This window comes from Flavobacterium sp. N2550 (assembly GCF_025947265.1).
GTDB lineage: Bacteria > Bacteroidota > Bacteroidia > Flavobacteriales > Flavobacteriaceae > Flavobacterium > Flavobacterium endophyticum.
The window spans coordinates 2499440-2516470 of sequence record NZ_CP110007.1 but is presented as its reverse complement, the minus strand read 5'-3'; the positions used below and the strand labels follow the sequence as shown (position 1 = coordinate 2516470).

At 40.0% G+C, this 17031-nt stretch carries 19 protein-coding genes; 12 read left to right on the top strand and 7 right to left on the bottom strand.

The features are described from left to right. Window positions 1–31: 31 nt before the first annotated feature. From OLM56_RS11105 to OLM56_RS11080, 6 genes are all read left to right on the top strand, one after another. On the top strand, window positions 32–1768 hold the full coding sequence (locus OLM56_RS11105) for a tetratricopeptide repeat protein (protein WP_264527008.1): 1737 nt from the start codon (window positions 32–34) through the stop codon (window positions 1766–1768). A gap of 7 nt (window positions 1769–1775) precedes the next feature. Further along, on the top strand, window positions 1776–2447 hold the full coding sequence (locus OLM56_RS11100) for a response regulator (RefSeq protein WP_121376390.1): 672 nt from the start codon (window positions 1776–1778) through the stop codon (window positions 2445–2447). A gap of 142 nt (window positions 2448–2589) precedes the next feature. After that, window positions 2590–2799, top strand: coding sequence for a hypothetical protein (locus tag OLM56_RS11095; RefSeq protein ID WP_121376391.1), 210 nt, complete (start codon window positions 2590–2592; stop codon window positions 2797–2799). Between the two features lie 314 nt (window positions 2800–3113). After that, on the top strand, window positions 3114–3284 hold the full coding sequence (locus OLM56_RS11090) for a hypothetical protein (protein WP_264527007.1): 171 nt from the start codon (window positions 3114–3116) through the stop codon (window positions 3282–3284). Between the two features lie 68 nt (window positions 3285–3352). Continuing rightward, window positions 3353–3598, top strand: coding sequence for a DUF4236 domain-containing protein (locus tag OLM56_RS11085; protein WP_121376392.1), 246 nt, complete (start codon window positions 3353–3355; stop codon window positions 3596–3598). Continuing rightward, a complete protein-coding gene (locus OLM56_RS11080) occupies window positions 3589–3855 on the top strand; it encodes a hypothetical protein (RefSeq protein ID WP_245982533.1) in 267 nt (88 codons plus the stop codon). The genes OLM56_RS11085 and OLM56_RS11080 overlap by 10 nt, the downstream gene beginning before the upstream one ends. A 137-nt stretch (window positions 3856–3992) precedes the next feature. Here OLM56_RS11080 and OLM56_RS11075 read toward each other — a convergent pair whose 3' ends face one another. The 4 genes from OLM56_RS11075 to OLM56_RS11060 all read right to left on the bottom strand — a co-directional run bounded on the left by OLM56_RS11075 (window position 3993) and on the right by OLM56_RS11060 (window position 9222). Beyond that, a complete protein-coding gene (locus OLM56_RS11075; RefSeq protein WP_264527006.1) occupies window positions 3993–7526 on the bottom strand; it encodes an ABC transporter permease/M1 family aminopeptidase in 3534 nt (1177 codons plus the stop codon). Between the two features lies 1 nt (window position 7527). Then, complete coding sequence (locus OLM56_RS11070) at window positions 7528–8403, bottom strand: ABC transporter ATP-binding protein (protein WP_264527005.1); 876 nt, start codon at window positions 8401–8403, stop codon at window positions 7528–7530. A gap of 91 nt (window positions 8404–8494) precedes the next feature. Then, the gene (locus OLM56_RS11065; RefSeq protein ID WP_121376395.1) at window positions 8495–8701 is read right to left on the bottom strand and encodes a helix-turn-helix domain-containing protein; all 207 of its coding nucleotides are present in this window, start codon (window positions 8699–8701) and stop codon (window positions 8495–8497) included. A 2-nt stretch (window positions 8702–8703) separates the two neighbouring features. Then, window positions 8704–9222, bottom strand: coding sequence for a DUF2975 domain-containing protein (locus OLM56_RS11060; protein ID WP_264527004.1), 519 nt, complete (start codon window positions 9220–9222; stop codon window positions 8704–8706). Window positions 9223–9464: 242 nt separating this feature from the next. Between OLM56_RS11060 and OLM56_RS11055 the strand changes: the two genes are divergently transcribed. The 4 genes from OLM56_RS11055 to OLM56_RS11040 all read left to right on the top strand — a co-directional run bounded on the left by OLM56_RS11055 (window position 9465) and on the right by OLM56_RS11040 (window position 12979). Next, the gene (locus OLM56_RS11055; RefSeq protein WP_264527003.1) at window positions 9465–10406 is read left to right on the top strand and encodes a hypothetical protein; all 942 of its coding nucleotides are present in this window, start codon (window positions 9465–9467) and stop codon (window positions 10404–10406) included. An 88-nt stretch (window positions 10407–10494) separates the two neighbouring features. Beyond that, window positions 10495–11304, top strand: coding sequence for a helix-turn-helix domain-containing protein (locus OLM56_RS11050; RefSeq protein WP_264527002.1), 810 nt, complete (start codon window positions 10495–10497; stop codon window positions 11302–11304). A 79-nt stretch (window positions 11305–11383) separates the two neighbouring features. Then, entirely contained in the window at window positions 11384–12334 is a 951-nt protein-coding gene (locus OLM56_RS11045) for a nitrilase family protein (protein WP_264527001.1), read from the top strand. A gap of 39 nt (window positions 12335–12373) precedes the next feature. Then, a complete protein-coding gene (locus OLM56_RS11040; protein WP_264527000.1) occupies window positions 12374–12979 on the top strand; it encodes a DNA-3-methyladenine glycosylase family protein in 606 nt (201 codons plus the stop codon). A 260-nt stretch (window positions 12980–13239) separates the two neighbouring features. On the opposite strand, the gene OLM56_RS11035 is transcribed toward OLM56_RS11040, so the two are convergent. After that, on the bottom strand, window positions 13240–13680 hold the full coding sequence (locus tag OLM56_RS11035) for an SRPBCC family protein (protein ID WP_264526999.1): 441 nt from the start codon (window positions 13678–13680) through the stop codon (window positions 13240–13242). Window positions 13681–14051: 371 nt separating this feature from the next. Between OLM56_RS11035 and OLM56_RS11030 the strand changes: the two genes are divergently transcribed. Beyond that, window positions 14052–14639, top strand: a complete 588-nt coding sequence (locus OLM56_RS11030; protein ID WP_121376402.1) for an autotransporter domain-containing protein — start codon at window positions 14052–14054, stop codon at window positions 14637–14639. A gap of 111 nt (window positions 14640–14750) precedes the next feature. Then, window positions 14751–15173 (top strand): hypothetical protein, encoded by a 423-nt coding sequence (locus OLM56_RS11025; protein WP_264526998.1) that lies wholly within the window; start codon window positions 14751–14753, stop codon window positions 15171–15173. A gap of 5 nt (window positions 15174–15178) precedes the next feature. Here OLM56_RS11025 and OLM56_RS11020 read toward each other — a convergent pair whose 3' ends face one another. Further along, complete coding sequence (locus OLM56_RS11020; protein WP_121376404.1) at window positions 15179–15871, bottom strand: LytR/AlgR family response regulator transcription factor; 693 nt, start codon at window positions 15869–15871, stop codon at window positions 15179–15181. Then, entirely contained in the window at window positions 15868–16911 is a 1044-nt protein-coding gene (locus OLM56_RS11015) for a sensor histidine kinase (RefSeq protein ID WP_121376405.1), read from the bottom strand. Before OLM56_RS11015 ends, OLM56_RS11020 begins: the two co-directional genes overlap by 4 nt. Window positions 16912–17031: the final 120 nt, after the last annotated feature.

The window sequence follows — 17031 nt, the reverse complement described above, 5'->3', positions numbered from 1 at the left end:
TTAATTAGTAATTTCGGGGAAAGTAACTTTTATGGTGCGTTCCCCGTTTTTTATTTTACTCCTTTTTTTCTTTTTTTCTTGTGAAAAAAGACAAGGCGTTAGTACTACTACAACGCATTCTCAAGAAACAGCTGGTGCAAAACAAGCTAAGGTATGGCAAGAGAAGGCTGATAGATTTTATAATTCTAAAAAATATGATAGCGCCTTCTATTATTACGACGAATCAAAAAAATCATTTATAAAAGAAAAAGATACGATAGGAAATATTACCTATAATTTAATTCAGATGGCTGGTATATTGCAGAAAGCTGGCGAATATAATGCTAGTGAAGAGATGCTAACAGAAGCTGAAAAATATAACTTGCAAAAAAATGAGAGTTATACATCGGCAATAGAAAATTATTATGGAATTATTGCTAAAGAGGCTGGCCGTTATGATGAAGCCATTGAAGGTTATAAAAAAATATTAAGCCGTACAAAAGATTCTCTTGCTAGACTATCTTTATTTAATAATATGGCTATAACATATATGGCCGCTAGCGAATACGATAAAGCTATTCCAATCTTGGAAAAAATACTCAAGAACAGGGCTTTAGGAAATAATGCTTTTCCAGATAAAAAAGCAAGATATATGGATAATCTAGGATATGCTATCTATAAATCTGGAAATAAAGCAAAAGGTATTTACTTAATGGATGAAGCTTTGATGATGCGAAATAAGATAGATGATTCTTATGGAAGTATCGAAAGCTATTTGCATCTAACCGATTATTATAAAAAAAGTAATCCTCGACAATCGAATGAATATGCAAAAATGGCCTATGAAAATGCTACTAAATTTCAAAGTATTGATGAGAGATTGGAAGCATTATCATTTTTAATGATTAGTGACTATGAAAAAGACGCGAGAAAATATGCTCACTTATTTTTTAAATTAAATGATAGTATCATCAAAATCAGAGAGTCTGATAAGAACAGATATGCAAAACTTAGATATGATTTAAAAAAAATAAAAGATTATAATCAAAAGTTAAGTGATGAAAAAGCAGAAGACTTATTAAAAATCGAAAAAGCAACAAACCAATCAATACTATCATTCTTTGGCGTTCTCTTTCTTATATTTTTGATTATAGTCATATGGAAATATTTACAAAACAAAAACAGAATAGAAAGACAAAGAGGCATAAAAGCTGTATATGATACCGAAACCCGTATTTCAAAAAAATTGCACGATGAATTAGCAAATGATGTATTCCAAGTAATGTCCTTTGCAGAAACCCAAAATTTGGAAAACCCAAATAAAAAAGAACTGCTGTTAGACAATCTTGATAAGATATACGGCAATGCCCGAAATATTTCAAGAGAAAACAGTTCGATTGATACAGGAGAAGATTTTGATTCCGAACTAAAACAGATGCTTGTCAACTATGAAAACGGAGGCTTGAAAGTCATCATAAAAAACAGCCCTGAAATCAATTGGGCAAAATTGCCTTCAACAAGCAAAGTTGCCGTGTTTAGGGTTCTACAAGAACTGATGGTTAATATGAAAAAACATAGCCAAAGCACTATTGTTGTGATCAGTTTTGAAACCATAAAAAATGCTCTTCAAATCAAATATTCTGACAATGGCATAGGCTTTTCTAATAAATTAAGCTTAAAAAATGGCCTTCAAAATGCGGAAACCCGCATAAAAGCAATAAACGGAGTAATTACTTTTGATACAGAAACAGAAAAAGGTTTCAAGGTAAAAATTACGATTCCAAATTAATCTTGTTATGTATAAAAAAGCGCTAATAGTTGATGACATAGACCTTAATGATATCGCGGCCGTAAAAGTTCTTGAAGAGCTGGAAATTAGAGACATTCATTATGCAAAATATTGTGATGATGCCCTACTAAAAATTAAAAGAGCCCTATTTGACGATGTTCCTTTTGACTTATTGATTACCGATTTGTCTTTTAAAAAAGTCGATCATAAGGAAGAAAAGCTTAAATGCGGCGAAGAATTAATCGATGCCATAAAAAAAATTACTCCAGAAATCAAAATCATCGTATTCTCAATTGAAGACAAGCCTTACAGGATACAAGCATTATTTCTCAAACATCATGTAAACGGATTCGTCATAAAAGGCCGAAATAGCATGCCTGAGCTTAAAAAAGCAATCCAAAATGTAAATAATGGTACTGATAAATTTCTTGCTCCTGATCTAATTCATATTCTTAAAGACAAGACAATAAATGAGATCGATAATTATGATATCGAGCTAATACGATGGCTTTCCTTAGGCGTAAAGCAAGAAAGCATGGATGTCAAATTTAAAGAATTAGGCATTGTTCCCAATAGCAAGAGCACCATCGAAAAACGCATTATCAAATTAAAGAATTACTTTGAAGCAAGTAATACTATACACCTGATATCTATTGCGAAAGACATGGGAATAATATAGGCTTATTTTAATGTTTTGGACTAGCCTAGCTAATATTAGGATAGATTTTAAAAAATAAGAATGCGGTTTCCCTTAAATATTTTGATAACCAAACATTTATATTTGGACATTACATTGATTAATAACCTCTTAATGCTTTATTATGAAAAAATTATTCTTATTGCTTTTAGTGTCCTTCTTCTGCTTTGGTGGAAATGCCAAGACATTCGAGCCTCTAAAAATCACCGAAACTTCTGAAGCCTTTTTTAAAGGGGCACAACAGAGAAAAAAGACTGTGCATGTCAAGAGTTACAAAAAGAAAAACGGAACAACAGTCAAATCTCATAAGAGAAGATCTCCTAGAAGTCACTAAAAATGATTAAGCCCTTTTGTGAGGGCTTTTTTATTTGTTTCTCGAGAAGATGATAGCTGTCTTTTTATATTAGTCCTGAACTTAGATGAACGATTGAATGTGATGAGTAAAGTATTTACCGAAGTTACTTATAAAATTACTCTTGAATTTTATGGCAAAGTGTAAACTTGTATATACTTATCAATATTTTTTGTGTTTTTTACTCTGGACTGATATATAGTTACAAAAATTATTACCAAAGACTGCGGTTTTTCTCATATATCTCTTTTTTCTTGATTATACATTTGTGACTAATAATCGTTAAATTTTTATGTATGTCAAAATTACCGTTAGGAACAACTAGAACTACAGGACAAACCTGCCCTGAATCAGGAATCTGGAAGGCATTAAGCGTGCCTTCCACAACTATTCCTTTATCGGAAGGAGAAACTTTTCCTCCTTACAATAACCAAGGTGTTACTTGGCAACTAATTCAGTACGCCTAATAATTAAGAAGGGCTATTCCTAAAATGAAATAGCCCTTTTCAAAGCATCTATATAATCATATAATGTTATGAGTTTTCGTTTCCAGAAGAGAATCAAGCTATACGGAGGTCTAGGAATCAATATCAGCAAATCAGGTATTTATCCAAGCCTAAGAACAAGAAAAGGCACAATAAGCAATAAGGGATATTCTATCAGAACGGGAATTTCAGGAATTTCTTATCAAAAAAATTTTAAAGCTAAAAACAACGGATGTATCCTGTTTTTTGCCTTGCCAGGAATACTACTATTATTAAAACAATTACTATGTCACTAAATCCAAAACATCTTTTAAAAACGATAATTTTAGGCCTTGTTTTATACCTTTCCTCCACATCTTTGATAGCACAGACAAAGCCTAAAGTATTATTGGCTTCTTGCGAAAGAAGAGGATGTAGCGGAGCCGAATATTGCAGTGCTTGTAAGAATTGTAGCGGATGTAGGCATTGTGCTAAAGAAGGAGGTACTTGTGGAGTTTGTGAACAAAAACAAAAGAAAAAACCAAATCGAAAGAAGAGAAAAAATAAAGCATAAAAAACACGGCAAGATCTGCCGTGTCCTTTAATAAGAACTATCATATGAATAACAATAGCTTGATATATTGATTTTTAAGGGGTACTAAACTCTTTCTTTCAACCGCCATATCAAGCTATTGCATTTTCATAGAAAATCTAAAAACCTCCTTGCAGTAGAGGCATAAAAGAAGTTTGTTCATTATCCTCCAAGACAGCCTCCATAAACCTCATCCGCGGATCCAGTACGACCTTAGTCGGTTTTTTAGCCACACGGACTTTTAGCTTGTTCTGTCCCTGTGGCAGGATAACGCGCTGTTTTTTTCCATCTTCAAGATAGATATCGATTTCTATGGGTTCATCAAAAACCAGGGTTGCTTTTTTGCCTTTTCCGTCTTCCTTGTACTTTTTGGCAATAACGGCTATTTCCAGCTCATATATTCCTTCGTTTGTCTTACGGTAAGACACTTTGTCCACCTGCAAGTCATGGGTGATAATCTGCTTGAACAGCTCATCAATTTTAGGATGAAGTGTACTATCGCTCACCGCATACAATTCGTCTATCAAATCTAAAGAAATAGGCGGCTGATTCGGATAAGCATATTTCTTAAGAAAGCTTCTAAGCGCTTTATTGATGTTTTCTTCCCCAAGAAGCAGTTCTAGTTGGTACATGACGACCATTCCCTTGTCATACGCCAAGAACGGCTTATAAGGATCGGCTTTATACAAAGGCTCTTCTCCTGCAAAAGCACGCTGTTCCATATAAATATCTTTATGTATCTGCACGCGCGACACTATGTTTTCATCGCCATACGCTTTTCTATAGAGCACCAACTCGGTATACATCGCCAGTGTTTCTGTCAGCAGCTTGCTTCCTTCCCTATAATCCGGGTCGATGGTCGCATTGCCCCACCACGTATGCGAAAGTTCATGGCTGACCTGCTCGTTCAATATGTCTTTCTCAGGGTCCTGTCGGATATTATTCTGAAAACCAAACGATTCATTGATAAAGAAACCTGTAGGATAGGCCGTAGCTGCAAAGCCTTTCACAAAAGAAGAGATTTCCACAAATCGGATCATGCCATACGGATACTTGCCAAAATGCTGCTCGCAGTATTCCAACGACTGCTTTGCATTTCGGATAATATGCTCGATATTATGCTCATGTCCGGGCTGGTAATAGACTTCAATCGCAATGCCTCGGTAGTTCGCCTTTTGTACGGCATAACGTGCCGAAGCAGCTGCAAAACGGAATGGTATAGGCGACGGAGTCTTGTATTGGAAATAATTACGTCCCTCTTTTTGCCACGTGGCTTTCAGATCGCCGATACCGATAGCCGTCTGGTTTCCAGAAGTAGAAATCACGGCATCGAGATTGATATAGCCGTACTCATAAGGTGTTTCCCTTTTCTTTTCCAAAGGCAATACCAATGACCTTGCCGGTAACTTCCTTTTGGCACGCTCTCTAGGGTCGTCTATCTCATTATCGGCCATGTAGCCGAATCGCGGAAAAAAGTTACTGATGCGGATAAACGAGCCGTTTTTCAGGATCGTACTAAACTGCTTGAAACCGTTAAACGAAGAACCTGAATAGGCAAAAGCGAATTTCATGCTGGCTGATTTGCCAGGCTGCAGTGGCTTTATTAATTTATACCAATAATGCCCGTATTCTTTGTCGGCAGATAGGAGCTTGGCATTCTCGATAGTAATACGGCTCCATTGCATATCCTTGTCAGCATACACCAAGACAGAGTCTATAGCTTGGTCGCCTTTATTGGCTAACACGTACATTCCTGTGACAGCATAGCTGTTTTTTTCAGGAAAGAGATCGATGGAAGTCTTGACATCCGTTACCGTAGGCTGCAAGAGCTCGCTGAATTTTTTATAACGTTCCTCATACGCCTGCTTCCAATCATTGCGCTCTTCTTTCTTAGGAATTTCCGTCTCTTTCCAGATTATGCTTCCCGAAAGTAATGCGCCCGCTAGGCACCCTGCCAATAAGAGGGCCTGCCCTATTTTTGACCTGCCTGATGGGACACTCTTCCTTCTGAATCGGACCGCTGCAAAAAGCACAATAGCCGAAATACACGACCAATAGAGCATTTTGATATGAAACGCGTCTATAAAAAGGTCAAACCCGTTCATTTCGCTATAATTCCCTTTAAAAGCATTGGCATATTGCAATAGAGGATGCTTTAGCCCGATAAGCCCTCCAAAAGAAGTATTGGTCAATAACAAAACCACAGAAGAAACCATCAAGCCGATATACCTGTTTTTACACAGCGTATGTATGGTAATGACCAAGGCAGCGCATAGCGACAATGGCAGGCCAATCAGATAGTACAAGGACAGATACAGTCCCAAGTCGATAGCTTCTGTACCAAATGCCAATTGGAATCCTATACCGACAAGACAACTGCACAAAAGCAACAGCATCGGGACGAACGTAAGCGTAAGCCATTTTGAAAGTACGACTGCCATCTTAGGAACGGGACTGCTGTTTTCCAATGCATCAAAGCGCGCGCCTTGGCTTCTCCAGAAAATCTCGCTTCCATAAAACAATACGACTATCAGGCCAATCATGGGAAACAGCTTCAATATTTCGCTGACCATCAAGCCCGAAGTAGCAAAACGTTCTGGCAAGCGCCTTCCGGCATCGATGATACCAATGACCTCCATCCCGAAAAAGAAACACCAGCCGAGAACAATAATCCATATCGAAACACTCTTGATAATTGATTCCATATCAATCTTTACAAAACTAAGCCCAGCCCTCAGGCTATAGGCACCACCGCTATTCTTTGTTGGAACTGGCATATATTCAAGGTCAAGAACAGTCTTATCTTCCTTGGCTTTCTTACCCGATTTTCTATCTTTCCCCACTACAAAGCTAAACTTGCGATAAGCAAAGACTACCAGCAGGCAAGACACCGCCATGTAAGCCATACGATTGAACAAGAAATTTCCGGTTAGCGTTACCAACTGCGTATTACGCTGCCCAGCTGTCCAATACTGTGTCTGCTCAAAAAAGGCCGACAGACCAAAAGGATCGACCTTGGCCATGACATCCATACTTGCTGCCGATACGGGTGCGGCACTGGCCATAAGCGGCGAATTAGAAAACATTGCTATTCCCCAATAAAGAAAATAAATAAAGAGTCCGGAGATATAGATTGCCATCCTGTTTCTAGACAATACGCCTATGCTGCACAGTACGCCTGTGCAAAACAAGATGTTGGGCACAGCAAGCACTAGAAATGGCTTTAGGTAGCTCCATACGTCAAGCGCTGCCAATTCCTCATCATGAGAGCTGAACAACTGGCGCCCGACAAGCAGTCCCGTCACGTACAATACAAATATCAAAGCCGCAATACCAAAAATCACGAGGAAACGGCTGCTCAGGTAATACCTTTTCTGTATGGGCGTAGCATAAAGAATCAAATCAAAATGCGCGTCCTTTTCCCGCATCAAGCTTTGCGCCGCCAACAGCGCGACAGAAAAAATACACATCAGCGACATAATGCCGATGACATACGTGATCACATAAGGCGAATTCTTATAGGTTTCCGGAAAAGGAAAATTAGCCGCGACAGAAGTAAACAAGCCGAATCCGAGAAAGAAAACGAGCAGTACCAAGAAGGATTTTTTCTTTGCGAAAAAGATCCAGTCAAAATGTAAAAGACCTGCAAACATATTATTTCGTATTAAAAAGTTGGGCGAAATACACGTCTTCAAGATCAGTCTGTTTCATGGCAAAGCCGTGATGCGGGTTCTCTTTAGAAAGAATATGGATGTGCTGTCTTCCTGCATTCAGCTGCGTAGCAACGACTTGGAACTGTTCCTGATACGCTGACAGCTCATTCTTTTCTATAGCCTTGGTCCAAATCCACCCTTCCAGCTCGTCGATAAACGCTCCGGGATTGCCGTGGGCCAGTACTTTTCCTTTGTTGATGATGGCCATCTGGGTACACAAATTACGTACGTCTTCTACTAGATGCGTAGAAAGGATCACGATGACCTGCTCGCCTATCTCGCTCAATAAATTATTGAACCGATTGCGTTCTTCCGGATCAAGTCCGGCCGTTGGCTCATCTACGATAATCAACTGCGGATTGCCGAGCAAGGCCTGTGCCACGCCAAAACGCTGGCGCATTCCGCCCGAAAAAGAACTTACCGCCTTGTTGCGGTCTGCATAAAGATTCGTCTTTTCGAGAAGCGCATAGATCTGTTCCTTTCTTTCTTTTTTACCGCCAACACCTTTGAGCACCGCCAGATGCTCTAATAAATCATACGCGCTGATTTTGGGATAGACCCCGAAATCCTGCGGAAGGTAGCCCAGCTGCTGCTTGATAAAGGCAGGATCGGCTACCACATCGACCGAATTAAATACAATCGCACCGCTATCAGGCGCCTGCAAGCCGGCTATCGTTTTCATAAGAGTAGATTTGCCTGCACCGTTTGGGCCCAGCAGTCCAAAAATGCCATTGCTGATTTCAAGCGAAATGTCTTGCATGGCCTGTACGCCGTTGTCGTACTTCTTGCTCAAGTTTTTGATTTGTAAACTGTTCATTTTTTTGATTTTTGATTGATTATTTTAGACAATAGGATTCCTGCACCCTCTTAGGGGCGTTTTTTTTTATACGCTACATGGTTATTGATGGTTATTCTTCTCTGTACTCCAAAATATCGCCCGGCTGGCAATCCAGCGCCTTGCAGATGGCCTCCAAAGATTCAAAACGGATACCTTTTGCCTTGCCTGTTTTTAGAATCGACAGATTGGCGGGAGTTATTTCTAATATCTCGGCCAATTCCTTGCTTTGCATTTTCCGCTTAGCGAGCATTACATCAATGTTTATAATAATAGGCATGGTTATATGTATAAGTCTTGTTCGGTTTGAAGATTGAGCCCCTGCTTGAATATTACCGCCATGAAATAAGCAAATACCCCAAGCACAAAATGCAATACCGACAGGCTAACGAGTATTTCGACCTCATAAGAATAAGCAATATGCCCGATCAAAAAAGGCAACGGCACGATAAAGTTGAGCAGGTAAAAGATGCTCAGCCTTCTTACTCCCTGTTGGGTAAACAATTTCTTTCCGCGGAACGTCTTGAAAATATTGCCCAGCAGCCAGAAGAAAATGCCATACAACGCTATAAAAGCAATCATTTCAAAAATGTAATAAAACTCATAGGCATCACCAATCAAAAAACGGGTATCGGTAAAGGGATAGGTGATGACAAACCGCTTCCCATCTTCTATAGGCTGTAGAGAATCAGTACGAAATAGAAAGCAAATAATACAATATGCTGCCGTTGCCAGATACGGCAGCGCCAGCACTCTTGAAAAGTAAAACAGACAAGTAGCAATAAGACGGACTCTTTTCATTTCTTAAATATTTTATGCAAATATATAATTAATTATCGTTTTACGATAATTAATCAATAAAAAATACATCAAACAGTATTTAATATGACATTCAGTATAAGTGAATTGTCAGTTACTGAAGGAAGGCAGAAGCGCTAGAGAGCAAAAAATCAAAAGCCCTAAACTTTTTACTATAATTCTGATATCTTCCTATATATTTGCTCTTCGTATAAAAGAACCTATCCTATTTCAAGATCCTTACGATGAGACAAGCGCTACTCCTATTCTTCTTTATAGCAACAAGCTATTGCAATGCCCAAGACCTTCTTGCCAAAAAAGGAACGATTACATTGGCGACAAACGAAAAAATAAGCTTTGAAAGGCTAGAACTTGTCGATGGGCACTTTAAGTATTTTGAACCGACAACGGGTGAAGACAAAAAAATAGCAATCAGCACTGTCAAGGTAATTGATGATGAAAACCATAAGCGCGTTTTTACCAACAGAAACATCATCATTTCAACCGAATTTTCGCAAGGAATGGTTATAGAGAAAACAAAAGCAGATACCATTGCTAGTGCCAAGAAGCCTGCTCCAAAAAAAGAAGATGCTAAGGTCGCAGCAAATGGATGTCCGAATGGAATCTATTATACCAAAGAAGATTTTATAAACAAAGTACCAAATTCTACAGCAGTAGTAATTCCTAAAGGCCTGGTTGGCTTCACAAAAGAAGAAATCGTAGATGATATTCCAGCAGAGTGTTATTTTTATTTGAAAAATGAAGACAAAAAGCTTAAGAGAGTATTTGCAGTTTGCTACAAAGGACATATCTACTTCCAGACACAAGCCATATTAGACAACAGGAACAAAACTGACAGGGCGCAAACCAATCATTTTCCAAATGGCTTTGCCAAAGTCATATCCCTTGGAGAAAATTACTATTATACAGAAGTCAGCCTTGCCAATAAATGGGCACAAGGTTTTGCGTATGGTTCTGGCGGAGCTGTAGGCGGTGCAATCGGCAGTTCCTTAAGCAATTATAAAGGTATCGTATGGGATGTGAAAAACAAAGAGTTTAATATCTTCAAAAATTGCAATGACTATAATGATTTTATAAAAGTACTTTATCCTGAAGGCGTTCAAGAATGCAAAAACCATCAGCCTGATATCGTTAAGGTGAGAGAAGCTATTGAAAAAATAAAATAACTGGATTTTATTCCCTTTGCCTCTTTTTTTCAATGCCCTCGTTCATATCAATAACGCCTCTATAAACGGCCTATAGTCAAAAATCCTAATGCAAATACCACCCTCGCCCTCTCTGCAGCATATCGTAAGGCATTATCTGATTCTTTCAAATGATGCAGTTTCAGCCACCGATTTTAGGATTTTTTCGGATGGAAGTCCCGGAATCGTCTTTCATCGAAAAGCTCCTTTTAAAGAGAAAAACGAGACAGAAGATAACTTTAGCGTACAGCCTGAATGTTTTGTATATGGACAGATCACACGATTCAATACGCTTTCGGCTACAGGAGAAATCGATATGCTTGTGGTAGTACTCCAGCCCACGGCACTATTCAAGCTATTTACAGTACCCGCTTTTGAAATAAATAACAAGACGCTGCCTTTTACAGAATTGGCCAGTCATTCCGGCCGCATTCTTATAGAAAAGATCCAAAGCCTTTCTGAAAATGCATCGGCCATAGCCGCAATTGAAAACTTCTTGCTGGACCAGCTCCTTAAAAACTCCTATAATGACAGCCTGATATCCATGGCCGTACAGCAGATTCATATACACAAAGGAAAGAACAGCCTGGCAGAAATGCTAAAAGGAATTCCGGCTACCGAAAGGCAGCTCGAACGAAAATTCAACGAACACATTGGCTTGAGTCCTAAAAAATTTGCAGACATCGTCAGGTTCCAGCACTCCCTGAAAAGCCTGAAGCAGATTTCTCCAGAAGCAAACCTTACAGAAGTAAGCTATGCCTGCGGTTATTACGACCAGCCGCACTTGAATAATTGCTTTAAAAAATTCACGGGCCTCACTCCTGTCCAATACCAAGCAAACAACAACCTGCTGGCTGTCAATTTTTTGTTGCTGGCCTAAGCGATTTTGTCGGTTTTCTCCAATTTTTGAGCTTGCTTTCTTTTCATCTTCGCAGTACTAATCCATTACGATACATACGATGAGAAATTTAAAAATCGCTACCGCCCAATTTGAAAACAAAAGCGGCGATAAGGCCTATAATCTGAAAGTAATCGAAAAGCTGTCACAAGAAGCCGCAGCAGCAGGAGCCGATGTCATTAATTTTCACGAATGTGCTATTACAGGATATACTTTTGCCAGAAACCTCAACAAAGAACAACTGACAGAACTGGCAGAATATATTCCCGACGGGCCGAGCATAAAAGCATTGATAGCTATTGCAGCAAAACACCAAATAACCATTTTAGCAGGACTATTTGAAAAGGACTCCGAAGGAAATCTTTATAAAGCCCATGTGTGCGTAGACCAGACAGGCGTATTGGCAAAGCACAGAAAACTCCACCCGTTTATTAATCCGCATATTTTGCCCGGTACCAACTATACTGTTTTTGACCTCCATGGATGGAAATGCGGCATCCTGATATGCTATGACAACAATATCATAGAGAATGTCCGTGCAACCACCTTGCTTGGCGCCCAAATCATCTTTATGCCGCATGTTACCATGTGCACGCCATCCACAAGGCCGGGTGCCGGATTTGTCGATCCCAAGCTGTGGACTGATAAAGATAGAAATGCAATAGAATTACGCCAAGAATTCGATGGACCAAAGGGCAGGCAATGGCTCATGAAATGGCTGCCCGCCAGAGCTTATGACAATGCCGTGTATGTCGTTTTCTCTAACCCGATAGGCATGGACGACGATCAGCTAAAAAATGGATGTTCGATGCTCATTGACCCTTATGGCGATATTATTGCTGAATGCAGGGAACTTGCAGATGCCATTGCGGTAGCCGAGATAGACGCCACAAAACTCACTAGTGCCGGAGGAAGTCGATACATGGCGGCAAGAAAGCCGGAACTATACGGCGAAATCATAAGCAAATCCCATGAAAGTATCCAAAAAGTAATCTGGCTGGAGTCTGAATAAATAATATCTTTGTTATCCTAATGCTTCAATCATACTTCTATGCAGCACCCTTATCTACTCCATTTATCAAGCGACCCTGTATTTAAAGAAGTACTGCAAGACGCGGTGCCGCGGGAACTGAAAAAGAACACCAACCTGACACTATTCCTCTATACTTCTATCATCAACCAGCAGCTATCTGCTAAGGTTGGCGATGTCATCTTTAACCGCTTTCTGGCGCTATACGATGGAAACGAGCCTACTTCACAGCAAGTACTCGATACTCCTTTTGAAACCCTAAAGGCCATCGGTCTCTCAAAATCCAAAACAGACTATATAAAGAATGTAGCCCAGTTTGATGTCGACCATGGCCTAGAATATGAAAAGCTCCACGAGATGAGCGACGACGAAGTAAGCCGTCTGGTTACTTCCATCAAGGGTATCGGAATATGGTCGGCCCAGAACCTGCTTATGTTTGGGCTGGGGCGAGAAGATGTCTTTTCTGCCGACGACCTCATCATACAAAATACGATGGCTGCCCTATTTGGACTGGACAAAAGCGACAAGAAAAAGTTTAAAGAAGACATGCATAAACTATCGGCCCAATGGAGCCCGTACCGCACCTATGCTTGCCTGCACCTGTGGCAATGGAATTCTAAAAAATAACAGCCTTTTTATTACCCTAAAAAAAGGTCCCATTTTCATGGGACCCCATTGCTTGCATAATTTAAGTAACTAATTCAAATCCAGTATAATTGAAAACAATTATAAGTTCAAGCAATATGCTGATATCTAATTACTTAATAATAATCGTTTACAAATATAGAAATTAGAAATAAATCAGTAGTATAAAAGACAGTCACTTTGACGAGTTTTGTATACAAATCGTCGAAAAATAGCCTAATAACCTGATATAGTCCCCCTTTTTATTTCTTTTCAGACAGTTCCTTGATCTTGCCCAAGGCGATCGGCCATGTGGTATTGAAAAAATCTTCATACTCTTCGGTCACGTCCATATCCACCATAAGCTGGGTCTTGCCATTGGCTTCTTTCAAGGTATAATTTTCTAGCGAGCCGGCCCATTCGCCGCTTTTCTCGTTTTCGGTGTGCTCGATGCCACCCATTACCACGCCTAAATGTTCGATAGACATGTATTCGTTCGGAATGTTCTTCGCTATCCTTGCCACCATTCCCTCATCATCAGCATTCAAGAAAAGTACCTTGCTGCCTTCTTTCCAGTCGGTTTCAGCTCTAGATCCCTCGCCAAAAGGCGCTGTCCATAGTGGATACGTTTCTTTTCCCCATAGGACGTCCCACACTTTTTCGCGCGGCGCATCCAGCTCTATTGTAAATTCTTGTTTTTTCATGATTTTTTATTTAGCAATTAGTGCGGCGCGATTCTCGACCCGCTTAGTACAAAGTTGGCTCCTTTTTAGCAATAGTAGCAGGGCAAAATGCGACATTATGGAGGGTCATTTCGGCAAAATCGCTTCAAATCTCGTTGGGGTTTTGTTCGGGTTTCGTTCGGGTCTTGTTCGGGAATTTTTTTCAAAAAAAGACCTTTTTCCGAACCTTCTCAGAATGAGACTGCAACATAACCCCTACAAAGCTTTTTTCTTCTTGGTCCTGATTTTTTTTAAAAACCCATGCAACCATTTTCAAACAGCATTCGTCTATGCTAATAGAAGTCGGTTTTTAGCCGGCAGCCATAACACTAACAAACATTAAAACTAAAAAAATGAAACGTATTTTATTATTCGCATTGCTACTACCAGCACTAAATTTTGCACAAGAGAAACAAGAAGCTAACGAAGAAACTGCAATAGTAGGTCCAAAACTGACGCTTTCTGCCAATTTCAACTATTCTGACCCGATGCAATACGGCTTGAGCCTTGAGTATAAAAAGAAGCATAAAGAGGGCGAAAGAAATTCATCACACTTGCTGAACATTTCTGCCGCAAGCTTAAATTATGACAACGATGTTGTAGATATCGACGGAAACGGCTTCGTGATCGAATTGGGAAGCAGGACGTATGTTGAAAAAGGAAAATGGGACGGGTTTTATGCAGAGAACTTTATTTCCTACGGTAATGTGAAATTCGATGAGGATGTTGCCGGACTTGGAAATTTTGACGGAACCTATTCGTATTGGAGCATCATCAACCCAAACGTCGGCTACAAATTCATGATCGGTAAAAACTTCAGCATCGATCCTTCTATCGGGGCTAACTGGAAATGGGAAGTAAAAGGAAAAGGCGATGTTGACAATAAAAACATAGACAACTTTGTCTTTAGAGCAGGAATCAAGATCGGATACAGCTTCTAAAAGCGGTTTCCTGAGGCAAGGCTGAAAATACAGAAGATTTTCTGTATTTTTGGCGGCTGCCGATTCCCTATCCAGGCCCTAAACAAACGGTAATAGCAAATACTATCCTACATGAAAAAATCTACATTCCTTCTTTTTATACTTTGTCTTGTAACCTTGACCAGCTGCAGAATAACAAAAACAATCACCATGATCAATGCAAAAGCCATGGCGACTGAGACTGAAACAGAATTTATCAAAAACAAGATCAGCTCTATTTCTTTCCTGGAATTGTCTGAAGATCAAGAAGTGGCCGCCATAAGCATCTGGAAAGAAGAAAAAACACAGCTAGGAAGAATCAATTTGGGAAAAAACTCAGAAATCGCGCCGATTATCTTTAAATCGGAAAATAATTTCAGGAGCATCTTGACGCCGGAGCAATTAAAGACCTACAAAGGATTCCGCGACGATTCTACAATACTGAAATACTTCATGAGCGACCGCTCTATGAAAGAAATCAAGAGAATTTACGAAATAGACGAGGAAATATTATAAAACGGCTATCGTGCAAGCAATCGTTCCAGCTCTCTCCTATAGGTGATGCCTACGGGAATTCTTTGGCTGCTGACCACGAGCGTATCGCGCTCATTCGCCTCAATCTTGTCGATTGCCACGATATACGACTTATGCACGCGCAGGAACTGCTCTGCCGGCAGGCTGGCTTCCAATTCATTGGTCGTCATTGAGGCTAGATAGGTTCTACCCGTGGTAAAAATCTTGACATAATTGCCGTAGCTTTGGGCAAAAAGGATTTTCCTTACATCGAGGTCGATTACCGCTCCATCGGCTTTTATGCTGATAAAAAGGTTCGAGGCAATCACTTTTCGATCTGCCTGGGTAGCTAAAAATCGCTCTATAGACTTTAGGAAACGCGGGAAATAAATCGGTTTGAGCAGATAATCAATTACGCCATAATCATAACTTTCGAGCGCAAATTCAGAATAGGCTGTCGTAAGGATGGTCTTGGGCTGCGACGGAAGGATCTTTAAGAGTTCCAGCCCTGTGATTTCGGGCATGTCGATATCAAGGAACATGAGGTCTACTGGATTTTCACGCAGATAATTCATTACCTCTATCCCATTATAGCATTGGTGCACGAGTTCCAGCTCTGGATTCTGTCGGATATAGTTGATAAGCACGTAATGTGCTGCCGGCTCGTCGTCTACGATGATGCATTTTTTCGGGTCTTTCATGATTCGCCTACCTTTTTTAGCGGCAATGCCAAGTTAACAGTATAGACCGTGTCGGTATTCTTGATGTCTAGCGTATAGTCGCTGCCATAGATGATTTTCAAGCGCTCTGTCGTATTCTGGATGCCTATCCTTGTAGAAACAACGTTGATTTTCTTCTCGGGTATGGAATTGACAATCTGTAAGTGTAGCTTTCCTTTTTCTACCGTAATCGAAATGTGCACGTAGCAATTTTCGATGGCGCAGGTGCCATGCTTGAAGGCATTTTCTACAAAAGCGATGAGCAGCATCGGAGAAATCTTATACGCATTCTCATTATCGATTTTGCTGTCATAGGTAATCTCGCAGCGGTAGCCCACGCGCTCTTTTTCCAATTGGATATAGCTGTTGATAAACGACAGTTCTTCTTCTAGCGATACGCACTGCTTTGCATTGCTCTCGAGCTGGTAGCGCATCAGCTGCGATACTTTCATAATCAGGTCGGGCGTTCTTTCAGGAAACTCAAGACTGATTCCGTAAAGCGTATTAAAAGTATTGAACAAGAAATGCGGATTCAGCTGGCTCTTGAGCGAATTGAGCTGCATCTGGTTGAGCAATAAGGCTTCTTCTCGCTTTCTTTTTTCTTCTCTGTAAAACTTAAGGAACATAACAGGCCCCAAAATACAGATCAGCGTGCCGATTACCGTGGCCAGCTGGTACTGGTAGCTTTTTTGATGCGAAAACTCATAGAGCGAAGAAGCTTTGGTAATCCAGACAGACGATATTTCATAAACGACAACTGAAAAAAGCAACGCCAAAAGTATCGTAAGCACCAGATATAAAAATCCTTTGTGCTGCTTGACTAATATGGGCAATAGGAAGAAACGGTTGGTCTGCGCATGCAGATAAAGCATCAGGTAATAGCCTATTCCCGACCAGACAGCAATCGCCGAATTAAACAAAATCCAATCGTTCTTTAAAGAAAACAAGGAGAACGAAAACAGCAATATTGCAACCTCTTGCCACCATTTATTGTCTAGTACATTATCGACTTTCCATTTCATTTTTTGCAATTAAGGCTACAAATTAACGATTTATTATTAATTTTTTGCTGATTTTAATGACCAATTGAATTCGTCATTTTTTTAGGCGAATTGGTCATTTAATGCAGCCTTCGCTCCTAC